The following is a 23,110-nucleotide window of genomic DNA, read 5'->3' on the forward strand; positions in this document are numbered from 1 at the left end:
TCAGCCCGCGCTCCCCGACGATGGGCTCGGGGGGCGCAGGGCCGCCAGCGCGTAGTCCACCACCGTGTCCGCGTACTCGCGCGTGAGCGGCGCGGTGCGCAGCAGCCAGCGGTGGAACAGCGGACCGAACAGCAGCTCGACGGCGACGTCCAGGTCCACGCCTCGCGCCACCTGTCCCGCCCGCTGCGCGGACCGCAGCCGCTCCTTCGTCACCTCCAGGTTCGGCCGCAGCAGCGTGTCCACGAACTGCTTGGCGAGCACCGGGTCCATCTGCGACTCGGCGGTGAGCGCGCGGGAGGGCACCTCGAAGCGCGGCTCGCACAGCTCGACGACGGTGGCGCGCAGCACCGCCTTCAGGTCCACCGAGACGTCTCCGGTGTCGGGCAGGGCCGCCACTCCGCCCGCCAGCGCGGCGAAGGCATCCAGCACCAGCGCGCCCTTGTGGGGCCACCACCGGTAGATGGTCTGCTTGCCCACGCCCGCCCGGGCCGCGATGGCCTCGATGGTCAGCCGCGCGTAGCCCATCTCTCCCACCAGCTCCACCACCGCCTTCAGGATGGCCTGGTGCGAACGCCCGCTGCGCCGGGACTCATCTGGCTTCTTCGCGTCACTCATCGCCCGGTACGCTAGCGGGACTCCGACGACACGCAACGTCTCGTCTTGACAATGTCGCGCGGCCTCTCCACGGTGGCCATGACGAGACGGTCCGTCTCGTCTCTATTCCTGCCTCAGGAGGACGCCATGCGTCGTCGCGCCCATATCGCCATGGTCAGCATTCCCGCCCACGGCCACGTGAATCCGAGCCTGGAGGTCATCCGGGAGCTGGTGGCGCGAGGCCACCGCGTCACCTACGCGAATGATGCGTCCTTCGCGGAGCGCATCGTCGAGACGGGGGCGGAGCTGGTGCCCTACCCGTCCACGCTGCCGCGCGAAGGTGTCGCGGACCGGAGCTGGCCGGAGGACACCATCGGCCAGCTCTCCGTGTTCCTCGACGACGCCATCGCCCTGCTGCCGAGGCTCCGCGCCGTCTACGAGCAGGACAAGCCGGACCTCTTCCTCTACGACATCGCGGGCTATGTCGCGCGCATCCTCGCGGAGAACTGGGGGCGACCGGCCATCTCGCTCTCACCCACCTTCGTCGCGTGGGAGGGCTACACCGAGGAGATGGCGCCGATGATGGAGTCGCTGCGAGCGGCTCCCGGCGGCGCCGAGTACTACCGGCGGTTCTCGTCGTGGCTCGCGGAGTGCGGAGTGGCGGAGACGGAGTCCACGCTCTTCGTGGGGCTGCCACCGCGCTCGCTCGTGCTCATCCCCCGGGCGATGCAGCCGCAGGCGGACCGCGTGGACACGAAGCGCTACACCTTCGTGGGCCCCTGCTTCGACGAGCGTCCCCTGCAGGGCACGTGGAAGCGCCCCGAGGGCGTCGAGAAGGTGCTGCTCATCTCGCTCGGCTCCACCTTCACGAACCAGCCGGCCTTCTATCGCCACTGCATGGCGGCCTTCGGAGACCTGCCGGGCTGGCACGTGGTGCTGAACATCGGCCGGCACGTCGAGCGCGCGGAGCTCGGGGAGATTCCCCGCAACTTCGAGGTGCACCCGTGGATACCGCAGCTCTCGGTGGTGAAGCAGTCGGACGCCTTCATCACCCACGCGGGCATGGGCAGCACGCAGGAGGCCCTGTGGTGCGGCACGCCCATGATTGCCGTGCCCCAGGCCACGGACCAGTTCACCAACGCGGACCGCATCGTCGAGCTCGGTGTCGGCGTGCGACTCGACACGGAGAAGGCCACCGCGGAGGCGCTGCGCGAGGCGCTCCACCGCATCACCACGGACCCGAACGTCGCCCGACGGGTGGCCGCGATTCGTGACGAGCTGCGAGACGAGGGAGGCGTGAAGCGCGCCGCGGACCTCATCGAGCAGGCACTTCCTCCCCACGACTGAGGAGCGAGCGCCCCCGTGCGAACACACGGCCCCGCCGGCCGCGCAGTCCGGGCCAGAGGTGTCCCACGGGAACATCGCCGAGAACTCCACCAGCAGGCCAATCTCCTCAGGAACCAACTGGCCGAGCCCGGAGTCACCCAGGTCCTCTCGCGACAAGATGTGACGGCGCGACAGTCCTTTGTCGACGACTGGGAGACGATTCAGGCCCGGCTCGGTGCAGTAGGTGGCCCGAGCCTTCCTCTATTGGGCTGCACGGGTCTGGTGGACGTGTCGCTCGATTGGGGATGGTAGCCTTTCGGGCCTCATGGAAAGCCCGGCTCCCTCCTCCGCGCAGTCCGTCGCCTCCACCAGGCCCGGGCTGATGGCTCGCTTCGGGCCCGGCATCCTCGTCGCCGCCACGGGCGTGGGCGCGGGTGACCTGCTCACTGCCAGCCTGGGAGGCTCCGCGGTGGGCGTGGCCATCCTCTGGGCCGCCGTCGTGGGCTCGGTGCTCAAGGGCTTCCTCAACGAGGGCGTCGCGCGCTGGCAGCTCGCCACCGGCACCACCGTGCTGGAGGGCTGGGCGCGGCTGGGCCCGTGGCTGCGCAACGTCTTCTTCGTCTACCTGCTGGGCTGGAGCTTCTTCACGGGCGGCGCGCTCATCTCCGCGTGCGGCGCGGCGGGAGATGCGCTGTGGCCCCTCGGTGGAGACCCGGAGACGTCACGACGCATCTGGGGCGTGGTCCACTCGCTCGTGGGGCTGGCGCTCGTCGGGCTCGGGGGTTTCCGCCTCTTCGAGAAGCTGATGGCGGCCTGCATCGCGCTGATGTTCGGCGCGGTCCTCTTCGCCGCCGTGGGTTCGCAACCGGACTGGGCCGCCGCCGCGCGCGGGCTCGTGATTCCCTCCCTGCCCGACAAGGGCACCGTGTGGGTGCTGGGCCTCCTGGGTGGCGTGGGCGGCACGGTGACGATGCTCTCGTATGGCTACTGGATTCGAGAGAAGGGCCGCGAGGGATTTCAGGGCCTGAAGACGTGTCAGGCGGACCTCGCCGTGGGCTACGCGCTCACGGGGATGTTCGGCGCGGCCATGGTCATCATCGGCTCGACGCTGCGCCTGGAGGGCAGCGGCCTGAAGGTGGCGTCGCTGCTCGCCACGCGACTGGAGGCGGCCATCGGCCCCGCCGGCTACTGGGTGTTCCTCGCGGGCTTCTGGGGCGCGGTCTTCTCCAGCCTGCTGGGCGTCTGGGAAGGCATCCCCTACCTCTTCGCGGACTTCCTGCGCATCCACCGCAAGGGCACGCCGGGGCCCGCCGTGGACCTGCGCAAGACTCGCGCGTGGCGGCTGTACCTGGTGGCGCTCGCCATCGTCCCGCTGCCCATGCTCTGGGCACCGCTCCAGCGCGCGCAGCTCGCCTACGCCATCGTCGGCGCGCTGTTCATGCCGCTGCTCGCCGCCACCCTGCTGTGGATGAACAACCGACGCGCCTGGGTGGGCGCCCTGCGCAATGGCTGGCTCACCAACGCCGCGCTCGTCGCCACCCTGCTCCTCTTCCTCGCCGTCGGTCTCCAGGAGGCACTCGACGCACTGCGCAAGCTGCGCGGGCCTTGAGCTTGGACGCACGGTGGCGAGCTGGGAGCGAGGATGTGAACTGGCGGTCGTTGCGTCCGCTGGAGGGTGCACGAGCGGACGGCATGGCCTCCCCGAAGCACGAGGCTCGAAGTAGGCTGAGCGGTGCTGACGGTCGTTCTTCCACGCCCCTCAGGAGGGACACATGAAGCGCTGGAGTACGTTGCTCACGGTGGCGGCGCTGTGCGCGGGTTGTCAGAACGGCGGCAAGGACGACCGGCCCACACGCGCGCAGATTCGCAAGACGGGACCCGCGACGATGGAGGTCATTCCCTCCGCCGGGCAGCTCCCCTACTGCATGCTCTACACGGTGTCCCAGAAGGGTGTCATCCGCCAGCTCACGCTGACGCGGGAGAACCGCTCCATCCGCTGCGACTCGAACAAGCCTGTCGCCAACACCAGCTTCCGCGTCCCCACGCAGGAAGGAAAGGTGAAGGTCTACATCTTCTTCTCCGACGACCGCATCCCCGCGGGCCCCGTCGCGCAGCAGCTCTATGACTTGCGCGGCCAGGACCGCATCAACGCGATGGACCTGCGCCTGCCCGGACGCGTCTACGTGGAGACGCTGGACTTCTCGCCCGAGGAAGGCGCCGCGGAGATGACCGGCGCGGTGGTGGGCTCGCACGGCGAAGTCACCGACGGGGGCCCTGCTTCCGCGAGCGACACGGACCTGGGCGCCACGGTGCTCGGAGACGGCGGCACCACCGGCGCACTGCCGGCGGCCTCGGACGAAGGCACCTGAGTCCGTCATCCCCGAGGGAGGCGCTCGCCTCCCCCGGGACGAAGCCGCGTCACCAGGCCTCGCGGGCCATGGCCAGCAGGTCGGCCTCCGTCACCTTGCGCGGGTTGCTCAGGTGCGAGGCGTCCAGGAAGGCCTTGTCGGCGATTCTCGGCAGGTCCTCTTCCTTGACGCCCACGTCGCGAAGCCGCGCGGGGATGCCGATGGCCGCGTTGAGCTTGCGCACCCGGTCGATGGCGTTGCTCGCGAGCACGTCCTCCCGGGCGTTGGTGGTGTCGCCCATCGCCACGGCCACGCGCGCCAGCCGCGTCGTGCTGGAGGCGCGGTTGAACTCCATCACCACGGGCAGCACGACGGCGTTGGCCAGGCCATGGTGCACGCCGGCGATGGGCGTCAGCGCATGCGCCAGCGCGTGGCACGCGCCCAGGCCCTTCTGGAAGGCCATGGCGCCCTGCATCGCCGCAATCATCATGTCCGTGCGCGCCGCCAGGTCCTTGCCCTCGCGCACCGCCGTCACCAGCGAGCGACTCACGCGCTGGATGCCGTCGATGGCCACCGCGTCCGCCAGCGGGTGGAAGCCATTGGCCAGGTACGCCTCCAGGCAGTGCGTGAAGGCATCCATGCCCGTGGCTGCGGTGACGCCGGGAGGAAGCCCCAGCGTCAGCTCCGGGTCGACGATGGCGGCGCGAGGCAGCAGGGCCGGGCTGAAAATCACCGTCTTGCGCCCCGTGTCCGCCAGCGTCACCACGCCGGAGCGGCCCACCTCCGAGCCCGTACCCGCCGTCGTCGGGATGGCGATGAGCGGAGGCAGGTCGTCCTTCACGTACTGGTCGCCGCCCTTGGCGTCGTCGTAGCGGCTGAGCGGAGGCTCGTGGGTGGTGAGCAACTGCACCAGCTTGCCCGCGTCCAGCGCGCTGCCGCCGCCCAGGGCGATGAGCCCGTCGCACTTGTGGTGGCGATAGGTCTCCAGGCCCGCGAAGACGTCCTTCTCGGTGGGGTTGGGCTCCACGCCGTCGAAGACGGCGCACTCCAAGCCCGCCGTCTTCAGCACCTCAAGCACGCGGGAGGCGAGCCCCGCCTTCACCACGCCCGCGTCCGTCACCAGCAGCGGGCGCTTCATGTTCAAGCGCTGAGCCTGGGCGGGCAGTCGCTGGAGCGCGCCGGCGCCCAGGACGATGCGGGTGGGCCACGCCATCTCGGTGATACGGGGCTCAGCGGGAATGTCGAACGGCTTCATCGCGGGTTCCTCCCTCGGGCTCATCAGATGAGCTCCAGGTAGCGCTCCAACTCCCAGCTGGTGACGGCGCGCTCGTACTGGCGCACCTCCCACTCGCGCGTGCGCACGAAGTGGTCCACGAAGCCCTCGCCCAGGATTTCCCGGGCGCGCTCGCTCTGCTTGAGCAGGGCCACGGCGTCCCTCAGGTTGCGCGGCAGCGCCGCGGCCTCGTGGGACGCGTAAGCGTTGGAGTTGCACGCGGGCGGCGGCTCGACTTCGTTCTCGATGCCCCACAGGCCCGCGGCCATGCTCACGGCCATGCCGATGTACGCGTTCATGTCCGCGCCGAGCTGGCGGTACTCAATCCGCATCGCCTTGGCGTTCTCACCGATGACGCGCACGGCGCAGGTGCGGTTCTCCAGACCCCACGCCGCGGTGGTGGGCGCCCAGGTGTTCTCCACGCTGCGCTTGTAGCTGTTGATGGTGGGCCAGTAGAGCGCCGTCAGCTCCGGCATCAGCGCTATCTGCCCGCCGATGTAGTGGCGCATGAGGCGGCTCATGCCGTGCGGCGCGCCTTCCTCGTGGAAGAGGTTGTGCTCGCCCTTCAGGTCCCAGAGGGACTGGTGCACGTGCCCCGAGCACCCCGGCAGCTTCGCGTTCACCTTGGCCATGAAGCACGCGGTGAGGCCCTGGCGCGAGCACAGCTCCTTCACCACCGTCTTGAAGAGGGCCGCCTTGTCCGCCGAGCGCTCCACGTCGTCGTAGCGGATGGCGGCCTCGAAGACGCCGGGCCCCGTCTCGGTGTGGAAGCCCTCGATGTTGAGGCCGAAGCCGTTGCACCCGTCGATGAGCGCGTGCACCAGCGGCGCGTTCTGCGACGTGCGCAGCCACGAGTAGCCGAACATGCCGGGCGTCAGCGGCGTGAGGTCCTGGAAGCCCTTCTGCTTCAGCGTGTCCGGCTGCTCCTTGAAGATGAAGAACTCGTACTCGGCGCCGAAGCGAGGCAGGTAGCCCTGCTCCCTCGCGCGCGCGGCGATTTTCTGGAGCAGCTGCCGGGGACTGGCCTCGAAGGGCGTGCCGTCCGGGTTGACGAAGTCGAGCAGGAAGGCCGCGGTGTCGGGCTCCCACGGAATCACCCGCCCCGTCGTCACATCCACCGTCGCGTGCGCATCCGGGTAGCCGGTGTGCCAGCCCGTCACCTGGGTGTTGTCGAGCAGCTCGTCGCCCAAGTCCCAGCCGAAGACGACGTCGCAGAAGCCCAGGCCACCCTTGGCGGCGCTGAGGAACTTCTCCAGGGAGATGTACTTGCCGCGCCAGACACCGTCGATGTCGATGGCGCCGACCTTCACCTTCTTCACGCCGTTTTCGTCGAGCCAGCGCTTGAGCGTGTCGGTGCCGCCCGAGTCCCGGGGCACGGCGCCGCCGCGCACGGGGCCTCCGCGCTCCTTGGCGCGGGCCCGGCGGGCCACGGTCGGATGCGTGAGAACCTTCGCCTTGGGACGGGTCGGCATCGGGACCTTCCTTCCTGGGGTGAGGGAGTGCTCAGGTGTCCGTCGGCAGCCGCGTCCACACCGCCTTGCACTGGAGGTAGCCTTCCAGCGCGTGGTGCGACAAATCACGGCCCCAGCCGGACTCCTTGTAGCCGCCGAACGGCGCGGCATCGTCGAACTCGTTGAAGCAGTTGATCCACACCACGCCGCTTTTCACCTTGCGAGCCAGCGCGTGCGCCTTCGCCACGTCGCGAGTCCACAGCGAGGCGGCCAGGCCGTAGAGCGTGCCGTTGGCCAGCTCCAGCGCGTGCGCGTCATCGCGGAAGCGCAGGCAGCTGAGCACCGGGCCGAAAATCTCCTCCTGGGCGATCTTCATGTCCGGCTTCACGTCGCCGAAGATGGTGGGCCGCATGAAGTAGCCCTTCGCCTTGATGCTCTCCGTGTCGCGCTCACCACCGGCCAAAAGCTTCGCGCCCTGCTGACGACCGCTCTCGACATAGCCGAGGATGGTGTCGAGCTGCTTCTGGCTCACCTGCGCGCCCATCTCCGTGGACGGGTCCAACGGGTCACCGACGCGCAGCTTGCGCGCGCGCTCGGCCAGCTTCCCCACGAAGTCGTCGTAGATGCCCTCCTGCACGAGCACGCGGCTGCCCGCGTTGCACGTCTCCCCCTTGTTGCCGAAGATGCCCCAGAAGCACGCCTCCACGGCGCGCTCCAGGTCCGCGTCGGAGAAGATGACCTGGGGGCTCTTGCCGCCCAGCTCCAGCGTCAGCTTCTTGAGGTTGCTGCCCGCCGACGCCTGCATCAGCCGGCGCGCGGTGCGGCCGGAGCCGGTGAAGGAAATCTTGTCCACGTCCGGGTGCCGCGCGAGCGCCTCGCCCGCGGGGTCTCCGTAGCCGGTGACGACGTTGAGGACGCCGGGCGGGAAGCCCGCCTCGAGCGCGAGCGCGCCCAGCTTCATCGCCGTCAGCGGCGTCATCTCGGAGGGCTTCACCACCACGGTGCAGCCGGCGGCGAGCGCGGGCCCCAGCTTCCAGCAGAGGATGCAGGTGGGGTAGTTCCACGGGACGATGAGGCCCACCACGCCCACCGGCTCCTTGAGCACGTAGGTGTGGAAGGGGCCGTCCACCGGGAGCACCTCGCCGTGAATCTTGTCCGCCCAGTCCGCGAAGTACGCGAGCGTGCCGGCGCCCGGGGCCACGTCGCCTCGGACGGCGTCGCGGAACGTCTTGCCGTTGTTGAGCGACTCGACGAGCGCGAACTCCTCGCGGCGCTGCCACAGCAGGTCGGCGAGCTTGCGGATGAGCTTGCCGCGCTCGCGGGCGGACATCTTGCTCCACGGGCCGGACTCGAAGGCGCGACGGGCGGCTTTCACCGCGCGGTCCACGTCGGCGGCGGTGGCGCTGGGTACGTCGCACACCTTCTCACCCGTGGCGGGATTCACCACCGGGAGAAAACCCCCTTCGACGGGGTCCACGCCCTGCCCGTCGATGAGCAGTTGCAGGACGGGCAGCCGGGGGGAGAGCGAGCGGGCGTCTAGCATGGGGATTCCTCGGGGCGCACGGGGGCGTTCCAGACAGATTGGCCAGGAGCGAACACAGGTGGCACGACAGGGTAGGAATGACGTCCAGACGCGGCAACCTGCGGTGGTGAAGAACGTCTTGTTGCTGAAAGCCGGCGAGGCCGCCGAATCCGTGCGCCTCAGTGTGGGTGATTACGAGCAGTGGTTCCTGGGCACCATCGGACTGGAGGGCCATCGCTTCGACATCCTCCCGGTGCACCGCGACGCCCCGTTGCCACGGGACGCGCATGCGTACGACGCGGTGATGATGACGGGTTCTCCTCTGTCAGTGACGCGGCTGGAGCCGTGGATGGAGCGCGTCGCGGACTTCATGGTGGAGGCCGGGGAGCAGGGCACGCCGGTGTTGGGAGTGTGCTTTGGTCATCAGTTGCTCGCGCGGGCGTACGGTGGACAGGTGGCGCGAAATCCGCTGGGCCGGGAGACGGGCACGGTGGAGGTGAGGCTCACCGAGGAGGGGCGTCGGGACGCGCTGTTCGACGGCGTGCCGGAGGTCTTCGCCGCCCAGGCCACGCACGAGGACATCGTCGCCCAGGTGCCCCAAGGCGCGACGGTGCTCGCGGGAAACGCCAACACGGCCGCGCAGGCACTCGCCTTCCGTCCCAAGGTCCGGGGCGTGCAGTTCCACCCGGAGGCGGCGCCGGACGCGCTGCGCGCCGTCATCCACGCGCGACGCGAGGGACTGGAGCAGGAGGCGGTGGCGCGGGGAATCGCGCCCGGTGAGCAGGTGCCAAGGCTGCTCGCGGGCCTGGCACCCACTCCCGCTGGGCGGCGAATCCTGATGAACTTCCTGGAGCGCTTCACCTGACCCCCGCCGAGGCCTCCCTTGCCGCGCATCCTGACGTCGCTCCTGCTCGCCCTCCTCGTCTCCGCCTGCTCGGACGGAGACCCGTGCTCCCAGGCTCCCCGCTGTGAGGACTCGGAGGCGCTCAACTGCGAGACGGCCTGCACGGTGGGCCCCTGCTCCACCGGCGCCATCTTCCAGGAGTGCGACCAGGGCACCACCTGCGCCGTCGTTCCTGGGGACCGGAGCGACTCGCGCTTCTATCGCTCGCGGGCGGTGTGCGCGCGGAGCCTGACGGCGTGTGACCCCGCGACGGCGCCCGAGCCCGTCTGCGAGGGCGACCGCTTCGTCACCGGCTGCGGGGCACACCGCCGCGACATCCGAGCGTTCTGCTCCCAGGCGGCGCTGTACTTCGCGAAGGTGCCGACGTGCTGCGTGACGGGGACGGGCGATGGTGGGACGGACGGAGGCACCGTGGATGGTGGACTTCCGGACGCTGGGCCGGGCAGGTCCGACGCCGGACGTTGAGCAGCACGCGTTCGTGGGGTGAGGCCCCCGCGCGAGCCCGGCGGAACGAGGCCGTGATTCACAGGTTGTGTCCGGACGGCGCTCCGCGCGCCGACCGAGTGCGCCATGAATCCTCTCGTTCCGCACTACCGCCGGTGGACACGACAGCTGCGAAACCTCGCGGCCTGTCTGCACCTGGACACGAGGCCCCACCACATCGTCCGGAAGACGGACTTCACGCAGTGCCCCCGGCCGGTGCTGTTGCTCTACGGCTTCTTCAGCACGCGCCGCGTGTTCGAGGTGCTGGAGCAGCGGCTGCGGCGTGACGGCTACTCCGTCTGGTCCATCCACCTGGGCGGTGCGTTGGACCGGTACAACACGTGTGGCATCGACGCGCTGGCGCAGAAGGTGCGGGAGAAGGTGGAGCGCATGTACGCGCGCTATCCGCACATGGGGCCGCTGAGCATCGTCGGCCACTCGAAGGGCGGCCTCATCGGGATGTATTACGTGAAGCGCCTGGGCGGAGATGCGCGGGTGCAGAACCTCATCACCCTGGGGACGCCGCACCAGGGCTCGCGGCTGGCGTACCTGGGCTGCGCGACGCTCGGGTGGTTCAGTCGCAGCATGTGGCAGCTCACGCCCGTGTCGCCGTTTCTGAAGCAGCTGCGCACCGGGGCGTTTCCGAGGAACGTGCGGCTGACGTCGGTCTACTCGAAGGTGGACGAGGTGACGCCGTGGGCGTCGGCGCGGCTGGACGTGGAGGGCCAGCCGAACGTGTTCAACCACGAGCTGTCCAACGTGGGGCACGGGGCGCTGCTCACCCGGCGGTCCGTCTACGAGGTCATCCGACGCGAGCTGAGCGCCGGCTATGGCGAGTGCGCGCGGGAGCTGCGCGCGGTGTCGCCGTCCGCCTCTTGAGGTAGAGAGGGAACATGCCCTCGCGCTGGGACCGCCTCTTCGACCTGAAGCCCGTGCCGCTCATGGACCACTTCGTGGAGGAGGTGGCAAAGCTGCTCGCGCAGGACCTCCAGAAGTGGCCGCCGCCGCTGGAGGAGGTGGACCTGGACACGGGAGGCCACTTCGCGCCCCTGTTCACCGAGCCGCGCCCGCGTCCCGCGCCGGCCGTCTACACGGAGGCGTTGAGGCTGACGCGGTGGGAGCTGGCGCACGAGACGGACGCGTTCGACGACTACATGCGCAACAAGCGCTACCTGGAGCGAGGGCTTGGGCCGGATGACCGGTTGGCCCTGCTGTTCCTCGCCCGGTGGCTCACCGAGCAGATGCTGACCCTGGGAGAAGCCACCGAGGGCCGCGTGAAGCGCAAGCAGATGCAGGTCTGCCTGGACAAGCTGGAGACGAAGCTCCGGCTCGCCCAGGGCGCCCAGGCGTGAGCAGTCGGGTTCGTCGATTCAGCGCGAAGAGCGCATCTGCTGGTGGCGCTTGCGGATGACCTCGATATCGTCCTGGAACCCGAACTCCCCCTGGAAGTCGAAATCCGCATCATAGGGGTTCCGGAGGTATGCCAGGGCCACGAGGGCGTGCGTCAACCGCGCGCTGGCAGCCTGCTCCGAGACCCGGCCTCCCTCTTCGGCAACCACCTTCAGCAACTCTTCGAGTTCGGGGCTCACGGGAGACAGGGCCAGGGAGTGCTCGTGCGCGATCTGCTGGACCGACGTCACGAGCTGCCGCACCGCTCCCGCCCCTTGCTGGAGGATTCTCGACACCTCCGCTTCCGCCTGCCGTTCCGCCTGTTCCTGCCTGACAGGTGAGAGGTTGATCATGTAGCGCGGCAGATGCTTGAGCAGCTCCTCACGCGTGGCGGCATCGGCCTCCTCGAGCTGCCCTTTCAGCCGCTCCAAGAGGTCGGCCTGTCGGGGCTGTCCGAACACGAGGCGATAGAGCGACAACTGCACCTTGAGCCGGGAGTAGCGCGCCGCATCCTCGCTCACCGAGGGGAACACCAGGTGTCGACGCAGTGGCTGGTGGGCTTGCCGGCGCGAGGCGTAGATCCAATGGGGAAACAGGCCATGCCGGTTGTGTTCGGGCGTCTCCGCGGCTTCGACCGCCTTGAATACCCGGAGCCATACGTTGCGCTCCTCCCTCCTCCACCCCACGCGCTCCCAGACACGTTCCAGCGGCCAATCTCCGGCGATGCTTCGGCGCACCGCGAGGGAACTCCTCCGGTTGATGCGCCCTTCTCGCTGCTCGAGGTCTACGGGATTCGAGGGCAGGTTCCAGTGAACGATGTCCTGACAATAGAGATGAAAGTCGAGTCCCTCCTGGCCCACCGACGTCGTGGCCAGCACGAAGGGCCAGAACGGTGAATTGAACGCCACTCGGAGCGACGTCTTCCGCGACGTGCCTCCTGCATCCTCGTCCTCGCCGCGCTCGTCTCCGAACGCCACCGCGAACTGGGTGGGCACCACCTCGGGGTCTTTGCTGATGCGCTCCAGCCCATCGCGCCCACGACGCGTCGTCGCATTGATGGTCGGGGAGCCCCGGGAGAGGGTGAACACCCGCTCCAGCACGCCGAGCAGGTCGTCCAGCTTGTCCCCTGATTGCTCGTCGAGCAGATAGACATACTCATCCAGGACCGCCTGGAGGTGTCCTCGCTGCGCATAGGCCAGCACCCGGTCGGGATAGAAGCGCTCGTCCGAAGCCCGGTCGATGACCGCCTGCACCAGCGGCCGGTTGAAGTACCGGCGAAGCGGTCCGAAGCACAACCGCAGCAGCCCGGCATCGAGCGCCATGTCCAGTCGACCGATGCTGTCGAGCGCACGTGCGAGCGAGACGGCCGGAGAAAAACACGCGGCGTGCACCAACCTTTCAAAGGTCCGCTCCGAGATGCGAAGTGGACCGGACTCATCCATCCAGGCGATGAATTCATCGCGGATGCCTTCCAGCGAGTCGAGCGCCTCCCCATCCTCTCCATCCAAGGACCCGAGCCCCTCGAACGCCTCACGGAATCGGGGACTCCCCGCCCCAGAGGACTCCAGCCTCGCTACCACCTGCCAGAGCCGATGGGGCCCGGACTCAGCGACCTCTACCTGGTGTTTCGAGAGAAGCTCTCGCAGCGCCTCCCGCGCGGGGACGAGCACCGCTTCAGGTCCGGACAAGGGCCCCTTCGCCGCGAGCTCCGCCAGATTGACAGCCCTGGCGAGGGTCGGCGAGGGGAGGCAGACGGTGAAGACGCCTCGCGCGCCCTCCGCGAAGCGCAACGGAGGACGAGCATCTTCAGGAACCTTGAGGTCCTTCTCGAACCGCGCGCTGAGCAGGATGGAGAGGGCCTTGGGAGCAAAGCGCCAGTGCGAGAAGACGAGGAACTTGCGCGGCCCCTCATGTTGCTCGAACAGGCCCCCTCGCCAGTAACGAAAGGCGGGAGCCGTCCAGAGGTAGTCGCTCGGAGGGCCCAGGGCCGGGTCGAACACGCGTCGGGCCAGCGTGCGCAAGCGGCCGCTTCGCTCCGTCAGGGTGTGGAGCTTGCGCCTGGGGACGATGAGGCCCGGCGTCAGCCCTGCCGCCTCGAGAGCGTGCCGCTGTACGGCATAGCGTGCATCGAGGAAGGTCAGGACCGCGGGAGCCGACTTCCAATAGTCGGTGATGTGGAAGGAAGACTGTGCCTTGTCGAGCAGGAAGCGCCGCAGGCGCAGATAGTCCGCAATCTCCTCCGCCTCTACCGCGCCTGCCTCGGGAAGGACCTCCTGCACTCCCTTGGCGACTCCTTCGATGTACCAGTTGCGTTCGGTGCGACTGACGACCTGCCGCAACTCCTCCTGGACCGCGTCCTTGTGTCGGCGGAGTTCATCGTCCGGCCCTTTGAGGAACGCGCCCGAAGCGAGCCGCTCGGCGAACCGCCCCAGCTTCTCTTGAAGCGCGACCGGCCGCTCACCGGCCTTAAGCCGCTGTAGGAACGCGATGGTGTCGAGGAAGTCCTCATAGTGCCCCCCGCCCTCTGTCTCTTCATGCGACAGGGTGAGGAGCCGATAGGGTGTCGCGGACAGCACCAGCGTCGGACAGTCCCGGCGCTCGAACAGGGGCCGTGCGACGCTCGAGGGGTCGTGCTCCATCTTCAGCACCTCGCGGAACCGCTGGACCTCGTCCAGGATGAGCAGGTCCGGCTTGAGGTACGCGAGCGCCTCGCGCTGAAGCCCACCCCGCAGGCGCGCGACAACCACGTTCCGGCGTCGACGTCCCTCAAGGGTGTCACCGCCCCCGCGCCTGAACCTTTCCACTTCGGTCGCGAGTACGTCCGCGAGCGTGAAGCGCCCCAGGTCGGCGAGCTCGTCGAGCTCGAGCTGCTCGGACCTCCAGCGGTTCCTCAACCGACTCTGGAGTTCGAGGGGAACCTGGCCTCGATGCGCTTCGACGAGCACGCGTGGGCGCGTCTCCTGCTGCCAGTCGTCGCCCTGCGCCCCACAGCGAAAGAATTCGCGCCAACGCTCCAGGTGCGCGGGGGAGCGAAGCGTGCGGTGCAGGAGATAGAGCAGCAGCTGCCGCTCCCACTTCATGCCGGTGCCTTCACTCAATGAAGTACCGGGCGTGAACGTGTAGAGGCGCAGCCCTCCGCGTGAACCACCCCGCGTGCGCGCCAGCTCCGTCACACGACGCACGGCTCTCGCAGCCCCCGGTGCGAGCTTCTCCCGATTCTGCTCACCAATCTCCGCGTTGGAGCAGAGATAGACGACATTGAGGTTCGGGTTTCGCTCGAGAAACCGCTCGATGACGCCCCGGGCGATGATGGTCTTCCCCAGCCCCACCTCATCCGCGAGCAGGAAGCGTCGCGAGCCCTCCCGGGCCGTGAGCCGCTCGAAGATGCGCTCGACCGCCGCCTCCTGGAAGTGCGCCAGCTTCTTCACGTCTCCACCTCGCGTCGGTCATCCGAGAAAGCTCGACGGAAGTGCTCCCAGAACTGAAGGAACGCCGGGTCGAGCAGCGGGCCGAAGGTGCGCAGACAGGACTCCACCTCGAGCACCCGCCCCGGGTCGTCCGTACAGGCCTCCAACACCCTTTCGACGGACATCACTTCGAACAACGCGGATGAATCCGCGCCCCCACCCTTCTTGCCCGAGCCCGCGCGAGAGGAAGCGCTCAACCCCGAACCGGTTTGTCCCAACAACCGCAACAACAGCGCCGTGGGCTCGGCGGACGAGAGCGCCTGGCGAAGCAGTGCATCGTCACGACCTTCGCGAAACCGGGCCAGGTCCGACGCCACGACCTGCAATCCAAAGACGCGTTCCGTGCCCGACTCCACGTGACAGGCCCTGAGGAGCACGAAGGCCCCGACCTGGGTGAGGTCCACGTCCGGGAAGTGGACCTCGGACACCTGAGCGGAGATTTCACACCACGCTGACGCCAGCCCCGAACCCGCAAGCGCGTAGGGGGCCAGTTCCAAGCGCAGGCCATCTGGCAGGTCCGTGAGTCGCTCCGGCTGCGCCAGTCGCAGGCTCAGGCGACGTGCCTCCGCATCATAGGTCGCGCTGAGCTGAAGCGAGCCCACGAGGCGTCCGAACTGGTCGAGCAGGAGCTTTGCCCGCGAATCCGCATCCTCCGGGACGGACCTGCGCTCGTACACATGAAGCCAGGGGTGAATCCCTCGCTTGTCCTCCACCACTTCACGCAGCACCCGCGCCAGGGGAAGGCCGGGCTCCATGCGGAGCATCGCCTCCACGTTCGTGATGGGCCCCTCTCCCCATCCAGGCCCCGTGGCATTCGCGGACCCAAGCAGGGTGAACGCCGTCTCATCCTCGAAGGCATAGAGCTTCGCGTGGAGGTCTCCACCCAACGGGCCCTCGGCGTCGAAGTCCTCGAGCACGAAGACGCGGTGGGGCTTCAGCGATTTGTGAGCGGCGTCGGGGAGCGCATCCAGCTCCCCCTGGGAGGAGACCAGCGTCAGTTGTCCGGCGCGAGCAAGCCGGGTGATGACCGACGCGCGAAGGAACGGAGACAGGACGAGCGCACGAGCGGGAGCGTCCGGAAGCTCCGGCATGAGAGAACGAGCATGGGCGACGCCAGGCCATTGCCAGCGCAGACGCACGTTTTCGTCCGTTTCGAACTGGACCTCTGACAGGACGTCACAGAGCGCGCGCACAGACGGGGACGCTTCGGAGTCCATCCGGATCAGTTGCCGGAAAAACGCCGACAGGTCACCGCCCAGGGCCTTCACCCCTGCCGCCCGCGCCTGCTCTCCCTCCAGCATCGCACCGAGCTCCCAACAGCGTGCGTCGGTGAGATTGCGACTCGAACAGACGACACGGAAGCGGTCAGCCGCGCCGTGCATCTCCGGGGTCTCGCGCGCGCGGAAGCGAAGCACCCAGACCTTGGGGTGAAAAGCTCCGGCAGGGAGGACCACGGGACGCACGAAGCCGTCAAACAGCGCGGCCATCCTGTTTCCACCCTGGGAGGGGATGAGCAGACCACCCTGGTTCACGAAGAGCCGGAAGCGCCGCTGCAGCCGGGAGACCGCATACGCGAGCGAGACTCCCGGGACGGCGCCGGGTTCGTGGTCCTCGCCGACGAGCGCGAGCACGGCGGCGGCGACGACATCGAGAGATGCACTGAAAGCGGTGCCAACTCCCGCTTCGAGCCGGTAGCCCGCGGGAGGCTGAAGCCAGGCCAGCAGGTTCTGCCTCCGTTGAGGGTCGAGCGTCATGAGCGCCCCAGCCCTTCACGGATGTCCCACGCCATCTGCTTGCCGGTGCGATGCCTGAAGCTCAGCTCATAGGGGGACGCCAGCCCGGCGGACGTAGGGGGACGCCATTCCTTGAGCTGCCTCACCGACTGCAGTCGTGACTTGTAGCGTTTGATGCGGCGCTCGCGTCGAGACACCACATCACGAGCGACCGGGTCGCGAAGGAGCGCGGCACCGCTCGACACTCCCAGGCAACGCTTGAGGAACTCTCCCAGTTCGCGCTCATCATGAGGACGACGTCCCCGGCAGATGACGGGATGGGCCATCGCCGCGGTGAAGTCCCAGGCTTCGAAGCCTGGGCGCACGGTGCCGAGCCACTCCTCGCAGAACTCGGGCAGGTCGAGGTCGGGGACCTCGAGTCCTTCCGACTGGCGCTTCTCGAGCAGCAGTGCCACGTAGAGAAGCCCCATGCCCCTGGCCAAGGCGCTCAAGCACTTCGCTTCATCGAGGAGCCGGGCCAGCCCCGACTCAGGTACGGGCACATCCCAGGGCCATGCGAAGTCGGCGCCGCTGGGCTCATCAATCAGCACCGGCAGGAGGGAGCCGTGATTCAGCGCCTCCTCTCGCTGAAGCGTGAACCGCCGTGCGAGGTCTTTCGCCTCCCGACGGGTGAGCTGGAACGTCGTCGACGCAAGAACGTTTCCGTCTTCGTCCAGGAACTCAGGGGGAGGACGTGCCACATCCCAGAAAGGCGCATCATCTCCGCCGGGGTGAGCGGAGTGGTCGTCGTCCTTGACGACCTTTCGCGCGAGGCGCCCCTCCATGACCTGAAGTTGGTAGGCGGACTCCGACAGGGGATGCAGGAAGAGGCCCAGCTTGCGCATGCCGGTCCAGTAGATGTTGGAGGGCATGCGTTGAAGCGCGGCGCCACTGTCGCGGCCAATGACTCCACTCCCCAGCAGGGGTTCGCTCACCTTGAGCACCTGGCTCAGGGAGGCCTGTCGTTCACGCGCCTTGCGCGCGAAATCACCGCGCGAGAAGTCCCGCTCCAGTCGATCCAGAAGCGCGGGGATGAAATAGAAGTACCGCGCGCGGGTCATGATGGTGTTGACGCCCGGGTAGAGCACATCCGCGATGGCGCCCTGCAAGACACCGAACCCCAGCTCGTCGACGACGCCCTCGTCCTTGGCGCCTTGGAGGTGGGCTCGGGCTTCCGCCATCTGCTCCGACGACAAATCCAACCAACTGACCTGAATCGCGCCCATGACTCAGCGACCCGCCATGGAATGCGCACGGTCTCGACATGCGATTCGAGAATGCATTTGTGGAGGTTCCCTGCTCTCGCTCATTGCGCGAAGCCTAACGGAGGCCCTGCGATGAAAGGAATGCAGGCCATGGACTTCACCAAGGGGTGCGCCGCACCCCGGGTGGGTCGCGTCAGCTATTCGAGTTCAGCGGCCTCAACGGCGCCCAGGCTCGTCCCATCCGGCAGCCGCCACGCACGTCCCGACAGCGGAGGAAGCGTGAGCCGCACGTATTCGAGGAAGCCCTCCATGTCAGCCAGGTCCGACTCGGGGAGCGCGGCGCCCGAAGGAGCAGTGCCATTCGTCAGATTGACCCGAGCGGCTTCGCTGGCGAGCTTGTGCAACGCGAGTTCCAGATGCTTCGCGTGGGCCTTCGTGAGGTTGCCGTCCTTCGACGTGAAGACCACCGCCTCCGTCCACCACTCCTTCGCGGAGTCCCGAGCATGCTGAGCGAGCCGCTGACCGAGGGCTTCGGCCTCACCGATGTAGCCGCGAACCTCCCCCACCACGTCCGGGTCATCCCCGAGCAGCACGTACACCCCCGGGCGCGCCGCCTCCTTGCGTGCCTTGAACTGTGGGAGGTGGTTGCGGGGAATGGCCAGGGCGATACCCGCCCAGTTCATGACGTCCGCCACCCGCAGACCACTGGGGTCCCCATCCACGAAGAACAACTTGATCGTCTTGCCCGCCACCACGCCCCTCCTGAGCCAGCGGAAAACTCCCTCAAGTCTGCTTGAAAACCGGGCTCGAAGTCAGGTGCAGCAAGCAGGCGTGAGCGGCCCCATCCCTCGGAAAGCTGGGACCTCGAACTTTCCACCGCCTCGGAACGGGCAGGCCCCGGGCCCCGAGGGCAAACGAGAACCTGGGGCACCGGGCCTTGTCAGCGCGCGGGCGCTGCCGTAAGCCCGAGGCATGTTGCAGCCCCTGGACACCCCGACTCCGACTCCCACCACCGACCGACGCAAACGCCTGCTCATCCTCGGAGCCCTCTGGCTCGTCGTGGCGGCGGCCCTGGTGACGTTCCGCTCGGTGGTGATGCCCTTCGCGGGCGCGGCGCTCATCGCGTACCTGGTGCAGCCGCTCGTGGCGCGCATCACCCGGCTGCAGGTCGCCGGACGCAAAGTCCCCCACTGGGCGGCCATCCTGCTCATCTACGCGGGCTTCTTCGTCGGCGTGTACCTCTTCCTGGTGGCCCTGGTGCCACAACTCTACCGCGAGATGGCCCGCGTCAGCCGCGACACGATGGCGCTGGCCAACACGCTCACGCCCGAGCAGGTGCAGGTGCTCGCCCAGCGCGGCGAGACGTGGCTCAGCGACTACGGCATCCCCGTCGCCCTCTCCAACCGGGCGCTGGAGGGCGCGGACGCGGCGGGCGGCGGACACTTCAGCCTGGCGCTGGACCTGGAGCAGTTGCTGAGTGACGCGGTGAAGCGCGTCTCGTCGCTGGTGCAGGAGAACCTGGGCGACATCGTCAGCGTGTCCCGCAGCATCATCGCGGGAGTGGCCGCGGGCGTCTTCACGCTGTTCTTCGTGCTGATGGTGGCGGCCTTCTTCTCCATCGACGGTCATGCCATCCGTCGGTACTGCGGCACCCTGGTCCCCGCCGAGTACGCCCACGACGCGAAGCAGCTCGCCGAGCGCATCGACCGCTCCCTGTCCGGCGTGGTGCGCGGACAGGTCACCATCTGCGTCGTCAACGGCGCGCTGACCTTCGTGGGCCTGCTGCTCTTCGGCGTGAAGTTCGCCTTCCTGCTGGCCACCATCGCCACGTTCTTCAGCCTCATCCCCATCTTCGGCACCATCCTCAGCTCGGTGCCCATCGTCCTCATCGCGATGGCGGACGGCTTCAAGAAGGGCCTGGCCATCCTGGTGTGGATCATCGGCATCCACGCGGTGGAGGCGTACTTCCTCAATCCCAAAATCATGGGACAGGCCGCGCGCATCCACCCGGTCATCGTCGCCTTCTCCCTCATCGCGGGAGAGCGCCTCTTCGGCCTCGTGGGCGCGCTCTTCGCCGTGCCCATCACCGCCATCCTCGTGGCCTGCTTCGACTACGCCCGCCTCAAGGCGCAGCCGCAGTCGGTGGTGACGCTCTCCGCTTCCGAGCAGCCGTCCTCCACCACAGGACAACAGACGCCAGCGGCCTGAGCGCTCCAGCAGGCACGAGCCCGGGTGGACCCGAGCCAGACACAGGCGAGGACCCCGACACACGGCCCGTGCCTGCTCATCCGCGACGAGCGCCCCTTCGAGTCCACCGCGCAGGAGGAAGTGCCTTCGCCCCCCCCCACGCGAGACGACTACGGAGCACGGCCCCCAAGCGCCTTGGCGTAGTTCGCGAGCGAGCGGCTGTAGCGAGGCAGGTGACGCGCCAGCGCCCCGAGAGCCAGCCCCACCGCCTCCCTCTCGCGCCCCGCATCCACGAGCGACAGCGCGAGGAACGCGGACACGGCATCATCAAGCGCGTCGGACCCGGTGGCCCGCTCGGCCATGAGGAGCGCGACACTCTCCTCGACTTCGCCCAGATTGCGCAGCGTGCTGGCCAGCTGAATCACGGCCTGGCGCCGAAGCCCGCCACTCAGCCCCGAGGCCAGGGCCTGTCGATACAGCGGCGCGGCCTGTGCCTCCTGCCCCAGCGAGTCGTGGGCCGACGCCCGCTCGAACAGCGCGCGCGGATGCCCCACGGGCAGCTCCGCAGACAGCGCCTCGACACGTGCGAGAAAGTCACCCGGAGCCTGGCCATCGAAAGAGGCCCACAGCTCCGCGATGCGCCGCTCCCACTCCAGCTCGGTCGTCGTCACCGCCCCAGCTTCGCAGCCCCCGTGGAGCCACGAAAGCCACGAGGCAGCGCAAGTCACCTCACTGACAGGCGGCGTCGCAGCGGGCTCCACGGCAGAAGGGGATGCAGCGCCCGCAGTCGATGGAGCCTTCCGGGCACTCGCCCGTGCACCTCACACCGCGACAGTTCGGGCCCTCGTCCACGTGGGTGACCGCGGTGCCATCCCCGCAACAGGCGTTGGCGACACAGTCGTCATCCGAGTAGCAGGTCTTGTTCGACAGCACCGGGGGCGCGTCTTCATCAGGCGGCCCCAGGGAGTCCACGTCGCATCCCAGTCCACCTCCGAGTGACACCCCGATGAGCAGGGGAAACAGACGGACGAACATGGAACGGGACATGGACCCTCCGAGAGGTGTTGGACCTACCGGTTCATCGAGCCGAGGAAGTCAGCGTTCGTCGGCGTCGGACGCATGTGCTTGAGCACGAACTCCATCGCGTCGATGGGCGTGAACGGGTGCAGCACCTGGCGCAGCGCAGTGATGCGCACGAGGTCGCCCGGAGACAAGAGCAATTCCTCCTTGCGCGTGCCGGATTTGTTGATGTCCAGCGTCGGGAAGATGCGCTTCTCCATCAGCTTCCGGTCCAGGACGATTTCGGAGTTACCCGTGCCCTTGAACTCCTCGAAGATGACTTCGTCCATGCGGCTGCCGGTGTCGATGAGCGCGGTGCCGATGATGGTCAGCGAGCCGCCCTCCTCGATGTTGCGCGCGGCGCCGAAGAAGCGCTTGGGCTTGTGCAGCGCGTTGGCGTCCACGCCGCCGGAGAGAATCTTTCCGGACGCGGGCACCACCGTGTTGTAGGCGCGCGCCAGACGCGTAATCGAGTCGAGCAGGATGCAGACGTCGTACTTCTGCTCGACCAGGCGCTTGGCCTTGTCGATGACCATCTCCGCCACCTGCACGTGCCGCGTGGCGGGCTCGTCGAAGGTGGAGGACACGACTTCACCCCGCACGCTGCGCTCCATGTCCGTGACTTCTTCCGGGCGCTCATCCACGAGCAGCACGATGAGGTACACGTCCGGGTGGTTGCGGCTGATGGCGTGCGCGATGTTCTGCAGCAGCACCGTCTTGCCGGCCTTCGGAGGCGCGACGATGAGGCAGCGCTGTCCCAGACCGATGGGGCAGAACATGTCGATGATGCGCGTGGTCATCTCCGACGACTCGTGCTCCAGCTTGAGCTTGCGCGTCGGATACAGCGGCGTGAGGTTGTCGAACAGGATGCGCTCGCGCGCCGCGTCCGACATCGGGTCCGTGAAGTTGACCTTGTCCACCTTCTGGAGCGCGAAGAAGCGCTCGCCCTCGCGGGGCTGGCGGATGGGGCCCGTCACCGTGTCGCCAGGGCGCAGGTTGAACCGGCGCACCTGCGACGGAGACACGTAGATGTCGTCCGGGCTGGGCTGGTAGTCGCTGTCGGAGCTGCGCAGGAAGCCGAAGCCGTCGCTGAGCATCTCCATCACGCCTTCGGCGTGGACCTCGAAGCGCTTGTCGGCGATGCCGCCGAGCAGCGCGAAGATGAGGTCCTGCTTCTTCAGACCCTGGTAGTTCTCGATGCCCACGTCGTGGGCCATCTTGGACAGGTCCGTGATCTTCATCCGCTTCAGGTCATTGAGCTTGATGACCTGCATCGGCGCGCCGTCGCGGCTGACTTCCGTGATTGCGGGCGCGTCCGGGACCTCCGGCGCGGGAGGCAGCGTGGCCGCCGGCGAATCGTCCTCTCCAGAGGAGAGACGCGCCTCCTGGATGTCGTCGTCGCGGACGGGACGGGAAATGGGGGTCAGGACCGGACGGGGCGGCTCGGCGCTCACCTCGGCCTCCGGCTCCGCGCTGACTTCCTCGTCGCGACGGGGGCGACGGGTGCGGGAGGGCTTCTCGGTATCTTCCCTTTCGGCGGTCTTCGCCGCCGCGCGCTTGCGACGGGGCTTGTCGTCGGCCTCGACGGGAACAACGACGTCGGAGGCCTTCTCTCTCGAAGTACGGGCTTTGCGCATGTCTGGAACGCTTGGGGATTGGTGGGGTGCCCGAGGACTCGGACGCTCGATTGCCGGGGGAGATTCCGCGCGGCCTCGGAAGCACCTTCCAGGAGGACAGCCGTACCGGAATCCCTGAACGGGACTGCGCGGGCGCGGGCCGGTGGTTTGGGGAAGAGATGGCGCCGTCGAAACTCCTGCGCCAATGAACCGCGCGGGGACGTTATTGACCCCCTCCTGGCCTGTCAAGGCATCTTGCGGGGCTTTGGCGCGGACGCTTCCTCATGAGCAACATGAGCCCGACGTCAGACATTTCCACCGTCACCAGGGACACTTCGGACCCGGGGACCAGGACCCGGAAGGTCGCTTCGCGGTCCGTGAGCCCGGGCCTCCGGTGTCCCGGGCAGCCCCGCACCACGACTCGGGACGCGCCCTCACCCACCGCGCGATTCCCAGCCTACGTCCCAGGGCGTATGCGAACCCCCCGGTCCGACGTCCGACAGCGGGCTCGACG

At 68.2% G+C, this 23,110-nt stretch carries 19 protein-coding genes; 8 read left to right on the plus strand and 11 right to left on the minus strand.

Going from position 1 to position 23,110, the window contains the following annotated elements; genetic code table 11:
* On the minus strand, window positions 1-615 hold the full coding sequence (locus tag LZ199_RS06955) for a TetR/AcrR family transcriptional regulator (protein ID WP_253992853.1): 615 nt from the start codon (window positions 613-615) through the stop codon (window positions 1-3).
* 78 nt (window positions 616-693) lie between these two features.
* Here LZ199_RS06955 and LZ199_RS06960 point away from each other — a divergent pair, with 78 nt between their 5' ends.
* From LZ199_RS06960 to LZ199_RS06970, 3 genes are all read left to right on the plus strand, one after another.
* Window positions 694-1,941, plus strand: a complete 1,248-nt coding sequence (locus tag LZ199_RS06960; RefSeq protein WP_407667172.1) for a macrolide family glycosyltransferase — start codon at window positions 694-696, stop codon at window positions 1,939-1,941.
* Between the two features lie 304 nt (window positions 1,942-2,245).
* Window positions 2,246-3,529: an Nramp family divalent metal transporter gene (locus LZ199_RS06965; RefSeq protein ID WP_253992855.1), complete on the plus strand. Its 1,284-nt coding sequence runs from the start codon at window positions 2,246-2,248 to the stop codon at window positions 3,527-3,529.
* Between the two features lie 163 nt (window positions 3,530-3,692).
* Window positions 3,693-4,289, plus strand: a complete 597-nt coding sequence (locus LZ199_RS06970; RefSeq protein ID WP_253992856.1) for a hypothetical protein — start codon at window positions 3,693-3,695, stop codon at window positions 4,287-4,289.
* A gap of 49 nt (window positions 4,290-4,338) precedes the next feature.
* Here the strand turns inward: LZ199_RS06970 and LZ199_RS06975 are convergent, their stop codons facing one another.
* From LZ199_RS06975 to LZ199_RS06985, 3 genes are read right to left on the minus strand one after another with little or no spacing between them, the layout of a single operon-like run.
* A complete protein-coding gene (locus tag LZ199_RS06975; RefSeq protein ID WP_253992857.1) occupies window positions 4,339-5,523 on the minus strand; it encodes an iron-containing alcohol dehydrogenase in 1,185 nt (394 codons plus the stop codon).
* Between the two features lie 23 nt (window positions 5,524-5,546).
* Window positions 5,547-7,013: a glutamine synthetase family protein gene (locus LZ199_RS06980; RefSeq protein WP_253992858.1), complete on the minus strand. Its 1,467-nt coding sequence runs from the start codon at window positions 7,011-7,013 to the stop codon at window positions 5,547-5,549.
* 31 nt (window positions 7,014-7,044) lie between these two features.
* Window positions 7,045-8,535: an aldehyde dehydrogenase family protein gene (locus tag LZ199_RS06985; protein WP_163865242.1), complete on the minus strand. Its 1,491-nt coding sequence runs from the start codon at window positions 8,533-8,535 to the stop codon at window positions 7,045-7,047.
* Window positions 8,536-8,641: 106 nt separating this feature from the next.
* Here LZ199_RS06985 and LZ199_RS06990 point away from each other — a divergent pair, with 106 nt between their 5' ends.
* The 4 genes from LZ199_RS06990 (at window position 8,642) to LZ199_RS07005 (ending at window position 11,253) form a co-directional block, all read left to right on the plus strand.
* On the plus strand, window positions 8,642-9,379 hold the full coding sequence (locus LZ199_RS06990; protein WP_253992984.1) for a glutamine amidotransferase: 738 nt from the start codon (window positions 8,642-8,644) through the stop codon (window positions 9,377-9,379).
* Window positions 9,380-9,397: 18 nt separating this feature from the next.
* Window positions 9,398-9,883 (plus strand): hypothetical protein, encoded by a 486-nt coding sequence (locus tag LZ199_RS06995; RefSeq protein ID WP_253992859.1) that lies wholly within the window; start codon window positions 9,398-9,400, stop codon window positions 9,881-9,883.
* 105 nt (window positions 9,884-9,988) lie between these two features.
* Complete coding sequence (locus LZ199_RS07000; RefSeq protein WP_253992860.1) at window positions 9,989-10,780, plus strand: lipase family alpha/beta hydrolase; 792 nt, start codon at window positions 9,989-9,991, stop codon at window positions 10,778-10,780.
* 14 nt (window positions 10,781-10,794) lie between these two features.
* Entirely contained in the window at window positions 10,795-11,253 is a 459-nt protein-coding gene (locus LZ199_RS07005; RefSeq protein WP_253992861.1) for a hypothetical protein, read from the plus strand.
* 18 nt (window positions 11,254-11,271) lie between these two features.
* Here LZ199_RS07005 and LZ199_RS07010 read toward each other — a convergent pair whose 3' ends face one another.
* The 4 genes from LZ199_RS07010 to LZ199_RS07025 all read right to left on the minus strand — a co-directional run bounded on the left by LZ199_RS07010 (window position 11,272) and on the right by LZ199_RS07025 (window position 18,486).
* The gene (locus tag LZ199_RS07010; RefSeq protein ID WP_253992862.1) at window positions 11,272-14,718 is read right to left on the minus strand and encodes a DEAD/DEAH box helicase family protein; all 3,447 of its coding nucleotides are present in this window, start codon (window positions 14,716-14,718) and stop codon (window positions 11,272-11,274) included.
* On the minus strand, window positions 14,715-16,511 hold the full coding sequence (locus LZ199_RS07015) for a phospholipase D family protein (RefSeq protein WP_253992863.1): 1,797 nt from the start codon (window positions 16,509-16,511) through the stop codon (window positions 14,715-14,717). The genes LZ199_RS07010 and LZ199_RS07015 overlap by 4 nt, the downstream gene beginning before the upstream one ends.
* Entirely contained in the window at window positions 16,508-17,755 is a 1,248-nt protein-coding gene (locus LZ199_RS07020) for a DUF6361 family protein (protein ID WP_253992864.1), read from the minus strand. Before LZ199_RS07020 ends, LZ199_RS07015 begins: the two co-directional genes overlap by 4 nt.
* A 176-nt stretch (window positions 17,756-17,931) precedes the next feature.
* Entirely contained in the window at window positions 17,932-18,486 is a 555-nt protein-coding gene (locus LZ199_RS07025; protein ID WP_253992865.1) for a GIY-YIG nuclease family protein, read from the minus strand.
* 220 nt (window positions 18,487-18,706) lie between these two features.
* On the opposite strand from LZ199_RS07025, the gene LZ199_RS07030 reads away from it, so the two are divergent.
* Entirely contained in the window at window positions 18,707-19,942 is a 1,236-nt protein-coding gene (locus LZ199_RS07030) for an AI-2E family transporter (protein WP_253992866.1), read from the plus strand.
* 149 nt (window positions 19,943-20,091) lie between these two features.
* Here LZ199_RS07030 and LZ199_RS07035 read toward each other — a convergent pair whose 3' ends face one another.
* The 3 genes from LZ199_RS07035 to rho are packed head-to-tail and all read right to left on the minus strand — an operon-like array spanning window position 20,092 to window position 22,617.
* Window positions 20,092-20,592 carry a tetratricopeptide repeat protein gene (locus LZ199_RS07035; protein WP_253992867.1) on the minus strand — a complete coding sequence of 167 codons (501 nt, stop codon included), beginning with the start codon at window positions 20,590-20,592 and terminating at the stop codon, window positions 20,092-20,094.
* 58 nt (window positions 20,593-20,650) lie between these two features.
* A complete protein-coding gene (locus LZ199_RS07040) occupies window positions 20,651-20,968 on the minus strand; it encodes a hypothetical protein (protein ID WP_253992868.1) in 318 nt (105 codons plus the stop codon).
* A gap of 23 nt (window positions 20,969-20,991) precedes the next feature.
* Window positions 20,992-22,617: a transcription termination factor Rho gene (rho, locus tag LZ199_RS07045; RefSeq protein WP_253992869.1), complete on the minus strand. Its 1,626-nt coding sequence runs from the start codon at window positions 22,615-22,617 to the stop codon at window positions 20,992-20,994.
* Window positions 22,618-23,110 lie beyond the last annotated feature (493 nt).

The sequence above is a fragment of the Myxococcus qinghaiensis genome (assembly GCF_024198215.1).
Classification (GTDB): domain Bacteria; phylum Myxococcota; class Myxococcia; order Myxococcales; family Myxococcaceae; genus Myxococcus; species Myxococcus qinghaiensis.

What these genes read in the sequence shown, in the direction of transcription:
- LZ199_RS06955 (WP_253992853.1), bottom strand. Translation starts at nt 615, where the DNA reads ATGAGTGACGCGAAGAAGCCAGATGAGTCCCGGCGCAGCGGGCGTTCG.
- LZ199_RS06960 (WP_407667172.1), top strand. Translation starts at nt 694, where the DNA reads ATGACGAGACGGTCCGTCTCGTCTCTATTCCTGCCTCAGGAGGACGCC.
- LZ199_RS06965 (WP_253992855.1), top strand. Translation starts at nt 2,246, where the DNA reads ATGGAAAGCCCGGCTCCCTCCTCCGCGCAGTCCGTCGCCTCCACCAGG.
- LZ199_RS06970 (WP_253992856.1), top strand. Translation starts at nt 3,693, where the DNA reads ATGAAGCGCTGGAGTACGTTGCTCACGGTGGCGGCGCTGTGCGCGGGT.
- LZ199_RS06975 (WP_253992857.1), bottom strand. Translation starts at nt 5,523, where the DNA reads ATGAAGCCGTTCGACATTCCCGCTGAGCCCCGTATCACCGAGATGGCG.
- LZ199_RS06980 (WP_253992858.1), bottom strand. Translation starts at nt 7,013, where the DNA reads ATGCCGACCCGTCCCAAGGCGAAGGTTCTCACGCATCCGACCGTGGCC.
- LZ199_RS06985 (WP_163865242.1), bottom strand. Translation starts at nt 8,535, where the DNA reads ATGCTAGACGCCCGCTCGCTCTCCCCCCGGCTGCCCGTCCTGCAACTG.
- LZ199_RS07000 (WP_253992860.1), top strand. Translation starts at nt 9,989, where the DNA reads ATGAATCCTCTCGTTCCGCACTACCGCCGGTGGACACGACAGCTGCGA.
- LZ199_RS07005 (WP_253992861.1), top strand. Translation starts at nt 10,795, where the DNA reads ATGCCCTCGCGCTGGGACCGCCTCTTCGACCTGAAGCCCGTGCCGCTC.
- LZ199_RS07015 (WP_253992863.1), bottom strand. Translation starts at nt 16,511, where the DNA reads ATGACGCTCGACCCTCAACGGAGGCAGAACCTGCTGGCCTGGCTTCAG.
- LZ199_RS07020 (WP_253992864.1), bottom strand. Translation starts at nt 17,755, where the DNA reads ATGGGCGCGATTCAGGTCAGTTGGTTGGATTTGTCGTCGGAGCAGATG.
- LZ199_RS07030 (WP_253992866.1), top strand. Translation starts at nt 18,707, where the DNA reads ATGTTGCAGCCCCTGGACACCCCGACTCCGACTCCCACCACCGACCGA.
- LZ199_RS07040 (WP_253992868.1), bottom strand. Translation starts at nt 20,968, where the DNA reads ATGTCCCGTTCCATGTTCGTCCGTCTGTTTCCCCTGCTCATCGGGGTG.
- rho (WP_253992869.1), bottom strand. Translation starts at nt 22,617, where the DNA reads ATGCGCAAAGCCCGTACTTCGAGAGAGAAGGCCTCCGACGTCGTTGTT.